The organism is Bradyrhizobium sp. LeoA1Lang (assembly GCF_055413685.1).
Map to the genome: position 1 here is coordinate 18,622 of NZ_JBVAPG010000009.1, position 19,586 is coordinate 38,207.

The following is a 19,586-nucleotide window of genomic DNA, read 5'->3' on the forward strand; positions in this document are numbered from 1 at the left end:
CAGTGCGGGACGTCGGAATGGCTCAGAGAGATTTCACGGGGATCGGCGGCTCATAGGCTCGGACCGCCGGAGCCGTTCCGACGAACTTCTCGCAATCGACGACCGTGATTTGCCCGCAGCAGCCTTGAGCCAGTCGTGACGTGCCGACGTCGCGCGTCAGTACATTGGGATTGCCATGGAGGCAAAGCGGATTCTCTGTGTCACCCGGGGCGGGATCGTACCAGGCGCCAGTCGGCAAATTGACGATGCCCCGCATGACGTCGTCGGTCACCTCCGCCGCCGCGAGGCAGGCGCCGCGTGCGTTGAAGATCCTGATGACATCGCCGTCGACGATCCCGCGCGGCGCGGCATCGTCCGGATGCATCCGCGCGACTTCCCTGCCCTCGATCTTCCGGGACTGGCTGTACCCACCGAAATCGAGCTGGCCATGAAGCCGCGTCGCCGGCTGATTGGCAACCAGCCACAATGGAGCCGTCGTGTCCGGCTGCTCGGTGGAGGCGAGCCAGGTGGGATGGCCCGGGCAATCGTCATAGCCGTAGCCGGCAATCGTCTCCGAGAATATCTCGATCTTGCCGCTGGGCGTCGGCAGCGGATTCTCTTCTGGCTTCGTTCGGAAGCGACGCAAGATGCCTCCGTCGTCCGGTTCCGACGGAAGCGCCAATTCGCCACGTTCCCAGAACTCCTCGAAATCAGGCGCCTCCCAGCCGCGCTCGGCCAAGGCGCACCGCGTCGGCTCATAGAGATGACGCATCCACTGCGCGGCATCGCGTCCTTCGGCAAAGACGCTTGCGGCGCCAAGCCGGTCGGCGAGATCGCAGAGAATTGCGAAGTCGTCACGCGCTTCACCGATGGGCGGCGCGACCTGGCGCATCGCGATCAATCGCGGATCGGTCGCCGCCGCGCCGATATCGTCGCGCTCCAGCGTCATCGTCGCAGGCAGCACAATGTCAGCGGACCGTGCCATCGCGGTCCAGGCGAGTTCATGGACCACGATCGTGTCAGGGCGCGCGAATGCCTGACCCAGACGATGAATGTCCTGATGATGATGGAACGGATTGCCACCCGCCCAATAGACGAGCTTGATGTCGGGATACTGCAGCTCGCGGCCGTTATAGGCGAATGACGCGCCCGGATCCAGCAGCATGTCGGAAATCCGCGCCACCGGAATGAATTCGCGAACCGGATTGGTGCCTTGCGGCATCGTCGGAATTGGCACGGCGTTGACGCGGCGGCCCGTGTGCCCCATCGCACCGAGCGCATAATTGTAGCCGCCGCCGGGCAGACCGACCTGACCGACCATTGCGGCAAGTACCGCGGCGGCCCACACCGGCTGCTCGCCATACTGCGCGCGCTGCAACGCGTGGGCCACGGCGATGAGGCTGCGATTCCGGACGAGCAAGCGGGCGATATCCCTGATCCTGTCGGCCGCAATTCCGCTGATCGCAGCTGCCCAATCGGCATGCTTGGGCTGACTATCATCTTCGCCGCGAAGATAGCGCTCGAACACGTCAAAGCCCGTCGTGTAGCGGTCGACAAACGCGCGGTCACAAAGATTTTCGGCGAGCAAGGTGTGCGCCATCGCGAGCATCACGGCAACGTCGGTGCCTGGACGAATCGGAATCCACTCGGCCTTGGCCTCAGCCGGGAAATCGTCGCGCAATGGGCTGATCGAGATGAACCGCGTGCCTCGCTTGACCGCCTCGCGCATGGCGTCGGGCTCGACATGACGGCTCAGCCCGCCGCTGGCGATCATCGAGTTCTTGATCGGCATGCCGCCGAACGCGAGCACGACATCGGTGTGGGTGCGCACTTGGTCCCAGGTGACATTACGCCGCGAAAGCGCCTCGAACGGCCCCATCACATGCGGCAGAATCACTGACGAGGCCCCCGCGCTGTAGCTGTTGACCGAACGCACATAGCCGCCGCAAACCAAATTGAGAAAGCGGTGGATCTGGCTCTGCGCATGATGAAAACGTCCCGCGCTGGCCCAGCCGTACGAGCCTCCATAGATTGCCCGCGAGCCGAAATTGTCGCGAACGCGCGCGAGTTCACCGGCGAGCAGATCGAGCGCGGTGTCCCATCCGCATTCGACAAAATCATCGCCGATTTCGCGCCGCTGCGGGCCAGGCCCATGCTCGAGCCAGTTGCGGCGGACCATCGGCTTGAGGATACGCGCCTTGTGGCGCAGGGCACCTTTGAAATTGGCGAGGATCGGCGATGGCGCCGGATCGCCGGCGTAGGGCAGGATCGAGACATCCTGACCGTCCCAGCGCGCCGAAAACGCTCCCCAATGCGCGCTGTGCGTCGCAAAGGCCCCGTCACGATCGGTCGCGTTGGAATGTGTCATGCGGTTGCCCGTCTATGGAATGTCGCCTCTCGGAAGTTACGGCAACGACGCCTCGATGACGAACGGCCCGCGCTGCCGAAGCGCGGCATCGAACACTTCTGTGAAACGCTGGACGGTCGTCACGCGTTCCGCTGCTACGCCCATGCCACCCGCAAGCTTGACCCAATCGATCTCGGGATCCTCGATGTCGAGCATGCGGCGGGCATTTTGGCCGGGGCTGGCGACACCAACCTTGCGCATTTCGCCGTGGAGGATTGCGTAGCCACGGTTGGCAAAGATGATGGTCACGATATCGAGCTTCTCGCGCGCTTGCGTCCAGAGCCCCTGAAGCGTGTAGAGGCCGCTGCCATCAGCCTGAAGCGACACGACCTTGCGCCCGGGACAGGCGATCGCGGCCCCCGTCGCCATCGGCACTCCGATCCCGATGGCACCGCCCGTGATCTGCAGATAATCGTGTGCCGGCGCATTGTAGGACAGCTCGTAGAAGCCGGCGGAAGTGATCGCCTCGTCGCACACGATCGCGTTCTCCGGCAGCTTCGCAGCGACCACGCGATTGATCATTTCGGCGGTCAGGGGACCGTCGGCTTGGAGCGACATCTCGGCTGGCGGCCGGTGACTTGTCTGCAAACCTGCTGCCGACTTGGCGCCGACAGCTTCCGCAAGATGGGCGAGAATTCCCTTCAGATCGTGACCGAGCCCGCCGAGTTCGACCACGCTGCACCCCTCAGGCGCGAGACGACCCGACTGTGTTGGGTAGCCAAAGAATGTGACCGGCTCCTTGGCACCGATCAACACGACCATGTCGAGGCCCGCCAATGCGGCGCGACCCGGCTCCCAGGCAAAGGATATCTTCTCGATCGGTGCCCGACCGCGCCCGCGCTCGATGCGCCCGTTGACGCCCTGCGCAAACAACCGCGCGCCCGTCTTGGCGCAAATCCTCTCGGCATCGGCAAGCGCATCAGCACGCAGCGCCTGCCCCGACAGAATCAGCGCCGCCTTGCAACCGCTGCGCAACCGATCGACGACCGTCTTGAACTTATCCGGATCGACTTCGCGCCTCGGCGGCGGCGAACGCCTGGCGAGCGGAGCCCCGGCTGACCGTTCCGACCAGGCCATATCCGCCGGCAAGATCAGCGTCGCGATGCCGTTCGCCAGGCTCGCGTCCCAGGCCTCAGTGACATCCCGCTCGATCGAGGCGGCACTGCCGATCCGGCGCACGAACGCGGACATCGGCCGGGCGAGCGTTTCGATGTCGCTCGTCAACGGCGCGTCGAGCGGAAGGTGCGCGGTCGAATGCTCGCCGACGATGTTGATGATCGGCGTGCCGGCGCGCCTGGCGTTGTGGAGGTTGGCGAGCCCGTTCGCGAGGCCCGGCCCGAGGTGCAAAAGCGTGGCCGCGGGCCGGTCCGTCATCCGGCCGTAGCCATCGGCAGCTCCGGTGACGACGCCCTCGAACAGCCCAAGCACGCATCGCATGTCCAGCCGACGATCGAGCGCGGCGACAAAGTGCATCTCCGACGTGCCCGGATTGGCGAAGCAGGTATCGACGCCAAGCGCGAGCAGCGCGTCGCAGAGATGATCCGCACCAGTCTTCATGTCATTCCGCCCCGTGTTTCCCGTTCGCGAGCGCCTAGGCGAAACATACGTTGACCGACGGTTCGTGAGGCCGACCGAACAACGAGCGCCCCGGGATGGCCTCGAGCAGCTCGCGGGTGTACGCGTGCTGCGGCGCGCCAAATACCGATTGCGTCTCACCCTGCTCGACGATTTCGCCGCGCCGCATGACGACGATCCTGTCGGCGATCTCCGATGCGACACGCAGGTCGTGCGTGATGAACAGCATTGCCAGGTTCATTTCCTCGCGCAGCTCGGCCAGCAATTCCAGGATGTGCTGCTGCACGGAAACGTCGAGCGCCGAAACGGCCTCGTCCGCGACCAGCACCAGCGGCTTCAACGCGATCGCGCGCGCGATACAAATGCGCTGGCGTTGCCCTCCGGAGAACTCATGAGGATAGCGTTCATATGCGCTCTCTTTCAGCCCGACTCGTGCCAACAGTCGCTTTGCGTCTGCAATGGCTTCGGCCGGCGGCGTTCCATAGGTCATCGGTCCGCGCGCGATGGCCTCGCCAACCTTTTGTCGAGGATCGAGGGCCGCAAAGGGATCCTGAAAGACGATCTGCACCTTGCGGCGCGTCGCACGCAACTGCGCGCCTTTCAATTTGAGAAAGTCGACCCCATCGAAATCGATCGAACCGGTATCGGGCTCGATCAGCCGCATGATTATGCGCGCGAGCGTCGATTTTCCCGATCCGGACTCCCCGACGACGGCGACGGTCTCGCGTGGCCGCAGCGTGAGAGCGACGTCCTGCACGGCCGATACCCGTCGCACCGGCCTGAAGGCGCCCTGCCGGGTCGCGAACACCTTGTTGAGACCGCGGGCTTCCACCAACGGATCGCTGCCCAGCGCATGGCTGTGCTTTGTAGCGGGCCGGCCGCCCGGTACTGCCGCAATGAGTGCCTTGGTGTAGTCGTTCTTCGGCGCGCGGAGGACCTCGTCGACTGTGCCCTGCTCGACCACACAGCCGTTGCGCATGACGACGACGCGGTCAGCGATGTCGGCGACGACGCCGAAGTCGTGCGTGATGAACAGGACGCCCATTCCCCGCTCGGCCTGCAACTTCCGGATCAAGCCAAGGATTTGCTTTTGCGTGGTGACGTCAAGTGCGGTCGTCGGCTCGTCGGCGAGCAGCAGCGCCGGCTCGTTGGCCATTGCGATCGCGATCATGATGCGTTGGCGCTGACCGCCGGAGAGCTGGAATGGATAGCTGCGAGCGAGCGCCGGTGGATCAGGCAAGCCGACTGCCGCGATCAATTCGATGACTCGCGCGTCCACCTCGGAACGGGGCAGCTTCGCGCCAGCGTGGGTGATGATGGCTTCCGCGATCTGCTGACCGACGCGCGTCAGCGGATTGAGCGCGCTGAGCGGCTCCTGGAAGATCATCGATATCGGGCCGCCCCGCAGCGCCCGCATTGCCCCTTCATTCGCCGTCGCGAGGTCCGTATCATTGAAACGGATGGCGCCCGCGGCGACGTGAAGAGCCGGCGGCAGCAACCGGAGCACGGCGTGCGCGGTGATCGACTTACCCGAACCGGATTCGCCGACCAGGCAAACGATCTCGTTGCGACGTACGGCAAGCGAGACGTTCTCCACCGCGAACTGCCGGTCGCCACCCGTGGGCAAGGCAACGGACAGATTTTCGATTGCAAGCAGCGGTTCGTCCGTCATGCACCTCGCGCCTTCCGCGACAGTCTCGGGTTCAGGGTATCGTTCAGTCCTTCGCCAACGAGGTTGATCGCCAGCACGGTGAGGAAAATGGCTATCCCGGGGAACACGCTCATCCACCAAGCCTGGCGCATCACCGACCGGGACGCGCCGATCATGAATCCCCAGGACATCAGATTGGGGTCACCGAGCCCCATGAAGCTCAGCGCGCTTTCGATCAGGATCGAGCTGGCGATCATCAGCGAGCCGGTCACGATGATCGGCGACACGGCGTTCGGCAAAATGTGACGCAACACCACCGACATCGGCGGCTGTCCTTGACAGACCGCCGCCTGCACGAACTCCCTGCTCCGCAGCCGCAGAAACTCGGCACGGGTGAGCCGCGCAAGCTGAGGCCAGCTCACAGCACCGATCGCGAGGATCACGTTGTTCAGTGAAGGCCCGAGCGTCGCCACCAGCAGGATGGCAAGAATGAAGCCAGGAATGGTCTGGAACAATTCGACGAAGCGCATCAGAATTTCGTCGACGCGGCCGCCGAAATAGCCGGCAACGGCCCCTACAGTGACGCCGACCGCGAGCGCCGCAAGCGTCGACGACACGCCAATGAGGAGCGAAACCCGCGCGCCATAGGCAATGCAGGCGGCGACGTCGCGACCGAGCATGTCGGAGCCGAGCCACGTGTCGCCATCGAACGGCGGCTGGAACGGCGCGGCCACCATGTCCCAGGGATCGACAGGAAACAGGGTCGGCGCCGCGATGGCCAGCACGACGACTCCGGTCAGGATAACCAGTCCGATGACGCCGGCCGGATGTCGAAAAAAGGATGTCAGAGTCTTCAGGGCTCGCCTCACGTCGCGCTCCGTACCGAGATGCGCGGATCGACCATGCGATAGACCGCTTCGGTGAGCAGGTTCAGCCCGATAACCACAACCGACATAACGAGGAAGATGCCCTGCATGACCGGATAGTCGCGCTGCAGCACGGCGTCATAGATCAGCCGTCCCAAGCCGGGCCAGGCGAACACTGTCTCGACGACAACCGCGCCGCCAACCACGCCGCCGGCCTGCATTCCGGCAACGGTGATAACGGGCAGGATCGCGTTGCGAAGCAGATGGTGCATCACGATCCGGGACTCGGTCACGCCCTTGGCGCGCGCCGTCTTGATGAAATCCTGCTGTTTGACCTCGATAATCGAGGAACGCATCAGCCGGGCGTAGATCGCGAGATAGACAGCGGCCAGCGACAAGGTCGGCAGGACCATGTGCCAGGCGATGTCCGCGATCCGCTGCCACGTCGTCATCTCGACGCCGACCGTCACGTAGCCGAATGGCGGAAGCCAATTGAGCTGCACGGAAAACAGCAGCACGAGCATCAGGCCGAGCCAGAACACCGGCAAGGCATAGAGCAGCAGCGAAACAATGGTAAAGAACGTGTCGGACCATTTTCCCGCGCGCGTGCCGGCGATGGTCCCGAGCGCTGTACCGAAGACGAGAGACAAAATGAACGCCGTGCCGGTGAGCAGCAGGGTCGCGGGCAGCCGCTCGAGCAGCAGCGACAACACTGTCCGCTGCTGCCGATAGGAATAGCCGAGATCAAGCGTCAGCGTTTTCTTCAGTGAAGTCGCCAATTGCACCAGGTACGGCTGATCCAGGCCGTAGGCCGATCTTATCTGGCGGAGCAATGTTTCGTCGGCGGCACCGCTTTGTCCTGCGATCACCTGCGCCGGGTCGCCCGGCGCCGCGTGAACGAGAATAAAGTTGAAGGTCGCGATGACCAGGATCACGCCGATGATCTTCACCGCTCCGTAAGCGATGCCCAGCACGTAGGCCGACAAGCGGCCTCCGTACTTGGTGATGGCGACAACGCTCATTCGAACCGGACCGCGCCGAAGGTCTCGTGAACGCCGATGGCACTCGTCGTCACATTCTTGAGCTTCTTGTCGGTGAACGTCGGAAAGTCCTGTTCCAACAGCCATACGATCGGCACATCTTCGACCACGATCTTCTGCACCGCGCTATAGAGCTCTTGCCGCTTCTCGTCCGACGTGGCGGTCGCCGCTTCCTCGAAAAGGCGATCGGCTTCCGGATTGGCATATCCGGCCGTGTTGGAAAACATGATGCCTTTGCGGATGTTCGACGAAATGTAGGTTCGTGACACGCCGATGGCGGGATCCCCGAGCTGATAGACGAGATTCGTCGTCATCGAGTACTCCCAGTTGCTGACCTTCTGGATCCAGCCCGCGACATCGGTACCTTCAAACTGGATGTCGATGCCGACTCGCAGCAGCGACTGGCGCAAGAACTCAGCGACACGACGATAGAGTTCGCCCGATGGCGTGACCAGGAACGGAACGGTGATCCGCTTGCCGTCCGCGCCCGGCTTCAATCCCATCTCGTCGAGAAGAGCCTTTGCCTTGTCCGGCGAGTATTCGTACTGCTTTACGTTCTTCTCGTAGAAGCGGGTCTTCGACGAGATCGGACCGGTCGCAATCTTGCCCAGACCGAAGTAGACACGCTGGAGCAGGGCTTTCCGGTCGATCGCGTACATCACCGCCTGACGGAAGCGCTTGTCGTTCATCGGCGCAATCCGGTTGTTCAGTTCGAGCCACAGATGCGGCGCGAAGTATTCATATCCCTTCGTCGTCATGTCGAGATGGGGCAGCTTCGTAAGGCGAGCGACGTCGTACTGCTCGATGTCGCTCCACTGCGTCAGCTTGACGGTTCCCTGCTCGAGCGCGACCGAACGCGCCGCTGCGTCCGGAATGACCCGGTAGATGATCTCGTCGATATGAGGTTCACCGGCGCGGTAATAGCCCTCATGCTTGACCAGGTGAATGTGCGACCCCCGCACCCATTCCTTCAGCTTGAATGGACCGCAACCGATTGCCTTGTCGTTCGCGGGGTTGGTCTTGAAGTCGGTGCCTTCGTAGATGTGCTTCGGCAAGATCGGCGCCGTGGTGCAATCGAACGCTCCCAGGAACGGGGAAAACGGCGACTTGAGCTTGAACACGACCGTCAGCGGATCGGGAGCTTCCGTGCTCTCGATGCGGGTGAAGATCGGCCGGGCCCGCGCGTGGGTCTCGGGCAGGATCTTGGTCATCGAGAAGATTACGTCGTCGGCCGTCAGCGGCTTGCCGTCGTGGAAGGTGATGTTCGGGAACAGCTTGAACGTATAGGTCAACCCGTCGGGCGAGACGCTCCAGGACTGCGCCAATCCCGGGATCGGCTTCAGGTCAAAATCGTAGCGCAGCAAGCTCTCGTAGATCTTGCCGCCGACCGTCAGCGTCGGCTGGAGCTGACTGATCGCGGAGACCAGCATGGCCGGCTCCGGATGGATAATCGTGCTGAGCGTGCCGCCGCGCGTCTGCCCCGCGGCACGGTGCAAGCCGAGCGGGATTCCCGCAACGCTGGCCATTCCTGCGACCAGTCCCAACTTGCCGAATTCACGTCTATTCATTCCCATGACATCCCCCCTTCCTGTTTACATGGCTCTCTGGATGAGACGCGCCGGCCGCAGATGCGGCGGCGACCATCACAGCTTCTTCAACCCGCACCAGTTGGCGACGAAGAGCGCGATGCTCAGTGTGATCTTGCGGACGCTTTCGAGATCGACGCGTTCATTGAACGCATGCGGCCCGATGCCGAAATGGCCGTAGCACAGCGCCGGAATTCCATAATCCACTTTGTAGTAGCGCGTATCGGTAACGGCGGTGCCGATCTGCAATTGCATCGGCTCGTTGAAAACCACTTGATGCACCGAGGCGAGCACCTGCTCGGCTTCGCTTCCAGGCTCCAAGACCGACGGATCAGCCTGGAAACCGCTCCAGATCAGTTCAGCCGGATTGCTCGACAGGAAGCTGTCGGTGGCCTGTGCGTCGGCGAGGCACTTCTCAATGCCACGCATCGCCTCCTGCGGCGTCGTCCCCGGAAGCAGGCCGAGCCGGCAATCGAACTCGCACCAGGCCGCCGTCGAGCTCGCCCAGTCGCCGCCCTTGATGATGCCGACATTGAACTTGATCGGCGATTTGACCGTCTTGAACCATGGATGATCCACGGCCTGTTCGTTGAGCCGCTTGGTGTAGTCCTGGAACGCACGGATCACGTGCATGCCGGACAAAATGGCGCTGGTGCCATTCTCTGAATAGGCGACATGTGCCGGCGTGCCCCGCACCCGCACCCTGAACCAGATCGCGCCGACCTGCGCGCGCAAGAGCTTGTGGCCGATCGGCTCGGGAATCAGGCACGCGTCGGCGCGATAGCCGCGCATCAACGTCGACAGTGCGCCGTTGCCGGTGCTTTCTTCCTCGGTGACGGTCTGCAGGTGGATGCGGCCCTGCGGCGCATAGCCCGCGGCCCGGATCGCATCGAGCGCGTAGATCATCGCCGAGACGCCGGCCTTCATGTCCTGAGCGCCGCGGCCGTGCATCCAGCCGTCGCGCACCACACCGTCAAACGGCGGAAAATCCCAGAAATCGAGCGGGCCTTCCGGCACCACGTCGATGTGGCCCTGCATGATCAGGCTACGTCCCTTCCCGTCGCCGTCATGGGTCGCCACGACTTGCCTCGAGCCGGCAAGATCGATCCCGTCCATCGGGGCCGCCTTCGGATGGCTCATCAGGTCGACATCGGCGAGACTGAAGGCATCGACCTTGTAGCCGCGCTCGGCTAGGCGCTCGGCCATCCAGGCTTGGAGCGGAGCCTCCTGGCCGCGCAGACTGCGGAATTGCACCAGACGCTCGAGGAAGGCGACCTGGTCGTCAAAGTTGCGATCGACAGCAGCCCGCAATTCTTCGGCAAGACTGTTGGTCTTGGTCAGCTCAGTTTCCAAGGTCGTCTCCTGTGCGCAAGGGTCATTTCACCGAATGCCCATTGTTGGTCTGGTCGATTTTCGCCGGTCGTGGAGTTCAGGCGACGAGGCAGGATTCGAGGATCGAAAGTCCCTCGTCCACGATCTCGTCCGACGCCGTGAGCGGGACCAAGATCCGAATCGTGTTCGCAGTCGTGCCGCAGGACAGCAGGATCAGGCCGTTCTGGTGCGCGAGTCTGGTGACCTGACTGGTGGCTTCAGCGTCCGGCTCGTTGCTCCCCCGTTGCTTGAGCACATCAAAGGCGATCATCGCGCCCAATCCGCGAGCCCGGGAAATCGGCAGCAGATGATTGGCCTGCGCGAAACGATCGATCGCATCGCGCAAGCGCGCGCCGATCTCATTGGCGCGCGCAAGAAGGTTCTCTTGCTCGAACACATCGAGGACCGCAAGCGCCGCCGCGCATGCCAGCGGATGGCCTGCATATGTGCCTCCGAGGCCACCCGGCTCCGCCGCATCCATGATCGCGGCACGTCCGATCACGCCCGATAGCGGCAAGCCACCGGCAAGGCTTTTCGCGACACAGATGAGGTCCGGCTTGACGTCGTAGTGCTCCATCGCGAACATTTTTCCAGTCCGACCGAATCCGGTCTGAACTTCGTCCGCGATCAGCACGATCCCATTCTCGTCGCAAATGCGGCGCAGCCCGCGCATGAGTTCGGGGGGAGCCTGGTGGAAACCGCCTTCGCCTTGCACCGGCTCGATGATGATCGCCGCCACCTGGGATGCATCGATATCGGCCTTGAAAATGAAACCGATATAGCGCAGCGCGTCGTCGACACTAATTTCGCTGCCACTGATCGGAAATGGCACATGCCACACGCCGGGCAGAGGGGAAACAACACCCTTCTTGTAGGGGACGACTTTCCCCGTCATCACCGACGCAAAAGCGGTGCGCCCGTGGAAGCCCCCCGTGAACGCGATAACACCAGTGCGGCCGGTTGCCGCACGAGCGATCTTGACCGCATTCTCGGTAGCCTCGGCGCCGGTCGTGAGCAGTATCGACTTCAGCGGCCCGCTGATCGGCGCCAGCGCATTGAGACGCTCGGCGAGTTCAACATAGGAGTCATAGGGGGCGACCTGGAAACAGGTGTGCGTAAAGCGATCCAACTGATCGCGAACCGCCTTGATCACCCGCGGATGGCGATGACCGGTGTTGAGAACCGCAATGCCACCGGCAAAATCAACGTAACGTCGCCCCTCGACGTCCCAAAGCTCGCTGTTGAGTGCCCGCTCAGCGAAAACCGGTGTGGCATGACCAACACCACGGACCACCGCAGATTGTCTGCGTGACATCAGTTCGGAGTTTAGCGCCATTCTTACTTCCCCAAGTTGAGGGGACCGTAGTCGGCGCGATTGAACGAACAACCAGTTTTATTATCGCGCTATGGTGACTCACATGCACCGGTCGGACCGTTCGGTGCGCTGGCCAGCACATTTTGTAGCCAATTCCGCAGTGCAACAATCGCCGGGTCGCGCCAGCGCTCTTTCAAAGCGACCAATTGGTACGTTCCCATATAGACGGAGGTGGAGAGGAGTTCGACCAATGCGTCGGTGCGAAGGTCGTCCTCGACAAGGACGTCATTGGCGATCGCCACGCCCTGCCCCAGCCGCGCCGCCTCGATGGCGAGGTGGGCGTGCCAAAGGCGCTGGCCGCCGAGCTGCGGCAAATCGACCAACCCGGCCAGCCGAAACCAGCGCTCCCACTGCTCCGTCGATTCTTCGTGGATCAACGCGATCGACGCCAAATCCGTCAGGCTCGTGATGGCGGGATGACGCGCCAGATAGCTCGGGCTGGCCACCGGGAAGACCCTCGGCCGGATCAAAGGCTCGGACGCGAGATCGAGATGCGTGGTGATCACATCGGCATAGACGATCTCGGCATCCGCCTCACCACGCGAGAGATCGGGGTGCGATAATGTTGGCTGCAGGTTGACTTCCCATCGGTTTGGTGGGCCCGTCAGTTCGGGAAGCCTCTGCAGCAAACGACGGTTGGCGATGCCGGGAATACACCAGATGTTAAGGGTGGTTCGCGACGGAGGACGCACCGCAACCGTAGCGCGCGCGATGATCTCAAACGCTTGCGACAATTGCTCATAGAGAAACGAACCTCGTTCGGTGAGCATGACGCCACGCCCCTGGGCCCGGACGAGCGTGACGCCGAGGCTTTCCTGGAGGTTCTGGATGTGACGCGAAACGACGGTATGGCTCACCGCCAGCTCATCGCCAGCGGCACGCATGCTGCCGGTGCGGCCAACAGCTTCAAAAGCTCTCAACGCAACAAGGGATGGAACCCGGGGCCTGGTCATAGGGGTGTGGAGACAATCAGCGCTTCAATCGCCGAGGGTTATGCCTCACCTAAATATTTTCTTCAATTAGAACAGACACATCGTCGGGTGCCCTGTTCGCTCCTACACAAGGGCCATCGACACATTCTCTCCCCGTGTCGTTCGCTTTAGGCCTATTCGGGCTGCTTCGACAGGAAGTCGATCATCAGACGTGCTATGTCGTCGACCTTCTCGTCTAGCGCGAAGTGACCGGCGTCGAGCAGATGAATCTCCGCATCCGGCAGGTCGCGCCTGAACGCCTCCGCGCCCGGTGCAATGAAGGATGGATCATAGCGTCCCCACACGATGAGCGTCGGCGGCTTGTGCTCGCGCAGAAACGCTTGCCATGCGGGGTAAGAGGCCACGTTCGTGCGGTAGTCGTAAAGGAGGTCCGCCTGGATTTCTCGCTGCCCAGGTCGGGACAGGAACGCATATTCGTCGGTCCATGTATCGGGATTGTAGCGCTCGATATTGGGGCTGTTGCCAATGTGACGGACCTTGGCGCCTTCGAGCGAGGTGAAAGCATCGACCTGCTCCGGGTGGGCATCACGATCGGCCCAGTATTGCGCAATGCCGGTCCATTTGGCGCCGAGCCCTTCCCTGTAGGCGTTCGCATTCTGGATCACAAGCGCGCGCACCCGCTCGGGATGAGCCACCATGATGCGGTAGCCAACCGGACCGCCATAGTCCTGCAGGTACAGGACGTAGCGGCTGATCTTGAGCTGCTCGAGCAAGGCGTTCGTGGTCTGGGCGAGATGGTCGAACGTGTAAGCGTAACGTGAGGGCGGCGGAGCCTCGCTCTGGCCAAACCCCGGATAATCAGGTGCGATCAGGTGATAGCGCGTGGCAAGAAGCGGAAGCAAAGCATCGAACATCCGCGAGGAGGACGGAAAGCCGTGCAACAGCACAATCGTCGGCGCGTCGCTCGGCCCCGCTTCACGATAGAAGATGCCGACGCCATCCACCTGCGTGCGATGATAAGTGATCGTGGCCGAGGTCGATGGCAAGGCTGCGGCCCGGGCGCCATGACCAACGGCTAGCGCGGCGACGGCCGATAGAACGGTTGGGAGCTTCATATCCTCACCTCCGGCAATGCGATTGGCCGACGTGCGACCGAAACCCGCGAAGAGACAAGACACGCGACGACGTTTGCCATCGGGATCCCATGAATATCTTATGCAGGAAGATATAGGTTCGATCTCCGTCCTGAAAATTCAAATAATGAGATACGTATCATCTCATTTGACGATATCGGAATCTCGCCGCGAAGCGATGGGCATGGTCACAGCCATGCCGATGGAATTTGGCCTGCTCGATGCCATATTGAGTTGTGTCGCTAGAACGGTCGGGGATCGATAAGCCTTTTGTTCGCCGATCCGATGAATACCGCTGAACTCAGAAAGACCAGTTCGCAAACTTGGGAGAACAGCAGGATGGCTAAGGCGTACGAAATCATCGACCACAATTATGATGTGGTGATCGTCGGTGCCGGAGGCGCCGGACTGCGCGCGGCACTGGGAATGGCATCGTCAGGCCTCAAGACGGCCTGCGTCACAAAGGTCTTTCCGACGCGCAGCCACACCGTCGCCGCACAGGGCGGCATGGCGGCATCGCTTGGAAACATGGGCGATGGCGACGATTGGCGCTTTCACATGTACGACACGGTCAAGGGCTCCGACTGGCTCGGTGATCAGGACGCGATCGAATACATGTGCCGCGAAGCCGTGCCCGCGGTGCTGGAACTGGAGCACTATGGCGTGCCCTTCTCCCGCACCGCGGATGGTCGGATCTATCAACGTCCCTTTGGCGGCCAGACCATCGAGTACGGAAAGAAGATGGCCCAGCGCACCTGTGCGGCGGCCGATCGGACGGGCCATGCCATCCTGCACACGCTCTATCAGCAGTGCCTGACTCACAGCACGGAGTTTTTCATCGAGTATTTCGCGTTGGACCTGCTGATGGATGATGACGGCGCCTGTCGTGGCCTGTTGGCGTGGAACATGGAAGATGGGACCATCCACCGCTTCAATGCTCACCGCACTGTGCTGGCGACTGGTGGTTACGGCCGCGTCTACTTCTCCTGCACCGCCGCACATACCTCTACCGGCGACGGCAACGCAATGGCGCTGAGGGCCGGATTGCCGCTCGAGGACATGGAGTTCACACAGTTTCACCCGAGTGGCATCTACGGCTCTGGTTGCCTGATCACGGAAGGGGCGCGCGGAGAAGGTGGCTATCTCACCAACTCCGAAGGCGAGCGCTTCATGGAGCGTTACGCACCAAGCGCAAAGGATCTAGCCGGACGCGACGTCGTATGCCGCGCCATGACGATTGAGATCAACGAAGGGCGCGGCTGCGGTCCGCGCAAGGACTATATCGAACTACATCTGGAGCACCTCGACCCGGAGCTCCTGCACACGCGCCTGCCGGGTATCAGCGAGACCGCGAAAATCTTCGCAGGCGTCGACGTCACACGCCAGCCAATTCCGGTGCTGCCCACCGTCCATTACAACATGGGCGGAGTTCCGACCAATCTGCATGGCGAAGCCGTCACGTCTCGCCACGGCGATCCGGAAACAGTCGTTCCAGGACTGATGGCGATCGGGGAAGCGGCTTGCGTTTCGGTGCATGGCGCGAACCGCCTTGGCTCCAATTCGCTTCTCGACATCATCGTGTTTGGACGGGCAGCGGCTCACCGCGTGATAGAGACCTTGCGTCCGCAAGAGAGCCACGCACCAGCGCCCGACGAGGCGACCGATCGTGCCATCGCGCGTCTCGATCGCATCAGGTGGGCCAAAGGCAAGACTGTCGCCGGCGACATCAGGCTGGCCATGCAACAGACCATGCAACGCCACTGCGCCGTGTTCCGTACTGGCGCTCTGCTGGACAAAGGACTGGCAAAGCTTAACGACGTGATCGCCACGATGCGGAATGACGTTGGAGTGACCGATCACACGATGATATTCAACACCGATCTGGCCGAAACACTCGAACTGGACAACATGCTTGCGCAGGCGAGCGTCAGCCTTCATTCAGCGATCGGTCGCAAGGAAAGCCGCGGCGCCCATGCGCGGGAAGACTTCCCCAAACGCGATGACGAAAACTGGCTGAAACACACCCTGTGCTGGCTCGACGATGATGGCCGTGCGCGCCTCGACTACAGACCAGTGCATTTGCAGCCCCTCTCAAACGAGGTCCAGTCAATCCCGCCAAAAGAGCGCGTGTACTAATCGAGGGGTACCGCTCAATGCTGGATATGTCGCTCAGTTCAAGAAAACCGGTGGCCGATGTTACCGACAATACAAGGAAGCTTCGACTCCATTGTAGGTCGTCGGATGGATTCTAATCGATATTGCTTTCGAATCGCCGCTTGCCGTAGCCAATTGGCTGAGAGCATCGAACAGAGCCGCTTTCAGATTGATCAACCTTGCATGAAAAACGCTGTCTACACCGGACAGGAAGGCTTCGCCTCATCGCTTACCGCGTTGCAGGCAACAACGGCGGTCGCCTGGGCAATCGCTGTCAAGCGAGTCACGCCAGAAGACGATGAGTTGCGCCTGCGATGGTTGCCCCATCCGAACCTGCCGGCGCCGGTCAGAGGACCGACACCCCGAGAGATCGCGTTCTGGCTGGCCGCAGTCTCCCCGCCGGAGGAAGGCGCCACGCCCGGCCCTACCGCGCTTCTTCTTGAGCAAAGTGCCGCGCTGCTTGACGTGCAGGAAACGAACCACTTGGCGCGACTCCGGCATCATGAGGATCGGCGCAGTTATCTGGCCGCCCACGCCGGAGCACGTCTGATCCTTGGACATATAGTAGGCCGACCGCCCAATGCCCTGCGGTTTGCACCGTCGGCGAATGGCAAGCCGGTCCTTCTCATCGATCCGCAGGAAATCGACTTCAGCCTCAGTCATGCCAGGGGCGCCGTTGCCGTCGCAACAGCACGCCTGCCCATCGGGGTCGACGTCGAACCCCTACGCGAAGTGGATCATCTGGATTCCATGAGCGAGCTGTTCCTGGCCGCCGAAGAACAAGCTGCTCTGCGGAAAGCGTCGGAGATATCCCGGTCCCGATTGTTTCTCCGCTATTGGACCCTCAAGGAGGCATTGCTGAAAGCGGCCGGGCTAGGTTTCGCAGTTCCGCCAAATGAGGTCATCGTCGATGCAGGACCAAGCCCAACGGTCCTCGCTGTACCTCCTGCGCTTGGATCTGTCGCGCAATGGCACCTTATCGCCCCTTCTGACACCTGACGGAAGCACCGACAAAAATACCGCCGTGGACGAAAATCCACGGCGGTAAATCATGGACGCCAGCAACGTGGCGCAGTCTCGGAAATTGAACGTCGTCGACAGCAGATACGTGCGCGGAGCGGCGAGCGTGATCACGCCACTATAAGCGGATGCCCAGTAGGCCTCGTTGAAGACGTTTTCGACGCTGGCACGAACCACGATCGGCTTACCGTTCCAGGGAGAGGTGAAGGTGTATCGCGCGCCGAGATCCACCCTCGTCCATTCAGGCAGCGCGAGTGTGTTCGTCACGTTGACATATTGCGGGCTGGTGTAGATCACCCTCCCGGTCAGCGTGAGATCGCGCACGAACGGCGTGTCCCACTCCGCACCGATGTTCGCAGTGACGGCCGGCACGCCGATGGCCGTTCTGCCATCGGTGAGACCGCCAGGCGTTCTGACCTGTTCACCTCGGATCAAGGCTACGCCACCCAGCAATCGAAGCTCGGGCGTGATCTCGCCGAACACGTTGAGTTCCACACCGCGGTTGCGCTGCTCGCCGTTGAGCTGCTGCGAGGGTTGCGGCAGCCCAGGCACCGCAATGATGCTCGGCTGAGAGATGTCGAATACGCTCATGGTCGTGGTGAGACGACCTGTATCGATCTTCACGCCCGCCTCGGCCTGCTTGGTTTGAGCCGGCGGAAACACGGTTCCCACGTTGGAAAACGCGCCGGACACGACGACCGGTGTTTGAAGACCTTCGATGTAGTTCGCATAGAGCGAGATGTTTTCGACCGGTCTCACGACGATTGCGTAAGCCGGCGTCCATACCGAAGCGTCGCTCTCCGGCCTGCTTGATGCGGGCGTAAGAAAATTAGTGACCTCGCTTCCTGCGGTCTGACGGCGGACGCCAACCGTTAGCTGAACGCGCTTGTTCAGGAATGACATCGTGTCGGAAACACCGACGCTCCAGAGGTTGACGCCGGTGAGCTGATTGGCGCCGACCACAGTGAAATTGGGACGAGGAATATTGGTCGGCTCGGTGTAGAGGTTCCAGAAGATCGTACCGCCCCCCGGGGGCGTCAGAACGCGCTGGCTATAGGTTCGATCGTTGATCGAGTAACCGACGTTGATCGCGTGATTGATCGGGCCCGTATCCGCGTTGATGCGAACACCGGCTTCGCCCGCAAAGGTCTCGAATGTCTCCTTTCCGGTGAACGGGTTCGAAGCCAGGCCGCCCACCTGGAGTGCTCCCGTTCGCGTCGCGTTGGTGAGAATAGGCGACGGATAGGCATAGTTGATGTTGCTGTCGTGATAACCGAACGACGCGTACGCGGTCATCCAGTCGGTCAAGTCGACCTCGCCTCTCGCGGTCGAGAAAAAGTCCGTCGGCTCATAGAACGCCCAAGGTACCTGGAAATTGGTTCCGGCCTTCGGCGGTGGAGGAATGAAGGTCGTGGTTGGAGCGATGGTGAAGAACCGCAACGGCGGATGCAGGACGTCGGCCTGGTAACCGATATCGACCGCCATGCGCGCGTTCTCGCCACGATAGTCGAGGCCCAGCACCACATTGCCGAGTTCGTCGTTCTGGCGGTTCCAGGGCGTATTGCCGTTGCGATAGGTGCTGTTTAGCCGAACGCCCCACTCCTTGTGCTCGCCGTAGCGCCGACTGACGTCGATGGCCTCGCCAAACTGAGACTTCGAAATGTAAAATCCGGTGAGCTGCGTAATATCGACGTCGGGCGCATGCTTGGTGAGGAGATTGACACTGCCGCCGACGGCGCCGCCGCTTGCGACACCGGTGCCTCCGACCGTCATGCCGTTGAGCACCGCGCTCGGCCCTTTCAGCACTTCGACCCGCTCTATGAAGTTCGCACCGGTAGAATAGCACGGTGCGATTCCGTAAAGTCCGTTCAACGCGTAATCGCAACTGTCATAGTAGAAGCCGCGGATGAAGAGGCTATCGGCGCCACCACCTGCCGCCTGTACCACTCTGACGGAAGGGTCGTTCGCCAAAACGTCGCGGATAGTACGCGCCTGTTGATTCTGAATCAGCTCCGCCGTGTAGTTGGTCTGGTTGAACGGCGTATCCATCACGCTGCGATTGCCCAGGAGCCCGAGAGTTCCGCCCGTTGCGACCTGTCCACCGGCATAGGGAGCGGGCGGCGCGCCAAGCGTTCCCGTCGAAGGCACCGCATACGGGACCGGCTCAACCCGGCGAGGAGCCGGGGCAGCAACGCGTCTTTGCACGCGTGTCGTGGAGGTCTGCGGCCTCTGGCTCGTCTGTCGCACCCTTGATCTCGTTGGTGCGTCTACGGTGACGGGCGGCAAATTTCCTTGTGCAAATACTTTCTGACTGTCCAAAAAATCCAAGGAAAGCGCGAGGTGACTCGCCGCTCCCAGCGCAACAGCACGCAGAACATTTCTCGCCCCGACGTCATACGTCATGCCTAACACCCCCAGGCAACTTGCAGGTCCCGGATTCGACCTAACACACGCTTCTGCAGGGGTGGAGAAACGCCCAATAGAAATGATCTAAGCT

General features: G+C 61.9%; 12 protein-coding genes and 1 pseudogene. 2 read left to right on the forward strand and 11 right to left on the reverse strand.

What is annotated here, in order from left to right:
• Positions 1-22 precede the first annotated feature (22 nt).
• The 10 genes from ACZYOF_RS05330 to ACZYOF_RS05375 all read right to left on the reverse strand — a co-directional run bounded on the left by ACZYOF_RS05330 (position 23) and on the right by ACZYOF_RS05375 (position 13,897).
• Positions 23-2,347, reverse strand: a complete 2,325-nt coding sequence (locus tag ACZYOF_RS05330) for a molybdopterin guanine dinucleotide-containing S/N-oxide reductase (protein WP_463715054.1) — start codon at positions 2,345-2,347, stop codon at positions 23-25.
• A 36-nt stretch (positions 2,348-2,383) separates the two neighbouring features.
• The gene (locus ACZYOF_RS05335) at positions 2,384-3,943 is read right to left on the reverse strand and encodes an acetolactate synthase large subunit (RefSeq protein ID WP_463715055.1); all 1,560 of its coding nucleotides are present in this window, start codon (positions 3,941-3,943) and stop codon (positions 2,384-2,386) included.
• A 34-nt stretch (positions 3,944-3,977) separates the two neighbouring features.
• The gene (locus ACZYOF_RS05340; protein WP_463715056.1) at positions 3,978-5,633 is read right to left on the reverse strand and encodes an ABC transporter ATP-binding protein; all 1,656 of its coding nucleotides are present in this window, start codon (positions 5,631-5,633) and stop codon (positions 3,978-3,980) included.
• Positions 5,630-6,481: an ABC transporter permease gene (locus ACZYOF_RS05345; RefSeq protein WP_463715057.1), complete on the reverse strand. Its 852-nt coding sequence runs from the start codon at positions 6,479-6,481 to the stop codon at positions 5,630-5,632. The genes ACZYOF_RS05340 and ACZYOF_RS05345 overlap by 4 nt, the downstream gene beginning before the upstream one ends.
• The gene (locus ACZYOF_RS05350; RefSeq protein ID WP_463715058.1) at positions 6,478-7,500 is read right to left on the reverse strand and encodes an ABC transporter permease; all 1,023 of its coding nucleotides are present in this window, start codon (positions 7,498-7,500) and stop codon (positions 6,478-6,480) included. Before ACZYOF_RS05350 ends, ACZYOF_RS05345 begins: the two co-directional genes overlap by 4 nt.
• Complete coding sequence (locus ACZYOF_RS05355) at positions 7,497-9,086, reverse strand: ABC transporter substrate-binding protein (RefSeq protein WP_463715059.1); 1,590 nt, start codon at positions 9,084-9,086, stop codon at positions 7,497-7,499. The genes ACZYOF_RS05350 and ACZYOF_RS05355 overlap by 4 nt, the downstream gene beginning before the upstream one ends.
• Before the next feature lie 75 nt (positions 9,087-9,161).
• Positions 9,162-10,457, reverse strand: a complete 1,296-nt coding sequence (locus ACZYOF_RS05360) for an ArgE/DapE family deacylase (RefSeq protein ID WP_130579798.1) — start codon at positions 10,455-10,457, stop codon at positions 9,162-9,164.
• Positions 10,458-10,533: 76 nt separating this feature from the next.
• A complete protein-coding gene (gabT, locus tag ACZYOF_RS05365; RefSeq protein ID WP_130579797.1) occupies positions 10,534-11,811 on the reverse strand; it encodes a 4-aminobutyrate--2-oxoglutarate transaminase in 1,278 nt (425 codons plus the stop codon).
• 68 nt (positions 11,812-11,879) lie between these two features.
• A complete protein-coding gene (locus ACZYOF_RS05370; RefSeq protein WP_463715060.1) occupies positions 11,880-12,803 on the reverse strand; it encodes a LysR substrate-binding domain-containing protein in 924 nt (307 codons plus the stop codon).
• A gap of 152 nt (positions 12,804-12,955) precedes the next feature.
• The gene (locus ACZYOF_RS05375) at positions 12,956-13,897 is read right to left on the reverse strand and encodes an alpha/beta fold hydrolase (RefSeq protein WP_463715061.1); all 942 of its coding nucleotides are present in this window, start codon (positions 13,895-13,897) and stop codon (positions 12,956-12,958) included.
• A gap of 357 nt (positions 13,898-14,254) precedes the next feature.
• Between ACZYOF_RS05375 and sdhA the strand changes: the two genes are divergently transcribed.
• A complete protein-coding gene (gene sdhA, locus ACZYOF_RS05380) occupies positions 14,255-16,051 on the forward strand; it encodes a succinate dehydrogenase flavoprotein subunit (RefSeq protein ID WP_463715112.1) in 1,797 nt (598 codons plus the stop codon).
• 768 nt (positions 16,052-16,819) lie between these two features.
• Positions 16,820-16,930 (forward strand): annotated as a pseudogene (locus tag ACZYOF_RS05385) (4'-phosphopantetheinyl transferase superfamily protein); the annotation flags it as partial.
• Positions 16,931-16,942: 12 nt separating this feature from the next.
• Here the strand turns inward: ACZYOF_RS05385 and ACZYOF_RS05390 are convergent.
• Positions 16,943-19,492 (reverse strand): TonB-dependent receptor, encoded by a 2,550-nt coding sequence (locus ACZYOF_RS05390; RefSeq protein WP_463715062.1) that lies wholly within the window; start codon positions 19,490-19,492, stop codon positions 16,943-16,945.
• Positions 19,493-19,586: the final 94 nt, after the last annotated feature.

Coding starts and splice junctions, on each gene's coding strand:
- ACZYOF_RS05330 (WP_463715054.1), bottom strand. CDS start 2,347: ATGACACATTCCAACGCGACCGATCGTGACGGGGCCTTTGCGACGCAC.
- ACZYOF_RS05335 (WP_463715055.1), bottom strand. CDS start 3,943: ATGAAGACTGGTGCGGATCATCTCTGCGACGCGCTGCTCGCGCTTGGC.
- ACZYOF_RS05340 (WP_463715056.1), bottom strand. CDS start 5,633: ATGACGGACGAACCGCTGCTTGCAATCGAAAATCTGTCCGTTGCCTTG.
- ACZYOF_RS05350 (WP_463715058.1), bottom strand. CDS start 7,500: ATGAGCGTTGTCGCCATCACCAAGTACGGAGGCCGCTTGTCGGCCTAC.
- ACZYOF_RS05355 (WP_463715059.1), bottom strand. CDS start 9,086: ATGAATAGACGTGAATTCGGCAAGTTGGGACTGGTCGCAGGAATGGCC.
- gabT (WP_130579797.1), bottom strand. CDS start 11,811: ATGGCGCTAAACTCCGAACTGATGTCACGCAGACAATCTGCGGTGGTC.
- ACZYOF_RS05370 (WP_463715060.1), bottom strand. CDS start 12,803: ATGACCAGGCCCCGGGTTCCATCCCTTGTTGCGTTGAGAGCTTTTGAA.
- ACZYOF_RS05375 (WP_463715061.1), bottom strand. CDS start 13,897: ATGAAGCTCCCAACCGTTCTATCGGCCGTCGCCGCGCTAGCCGTTGGT.
- sdhA (WP_463715112.1), top strand. CDS start 14,255: ATGGCTAAGGCGTACGAAATCATCGACCACAATTATGATGTGGTGATC.
- ACZYOF_RS05390 (WP_463715062.1), bottom strand. CDS start 19,492: ATGACGTATGACGTCGGGGCGAGAAATGTTCTGCGTGCTGTTGCGCTG.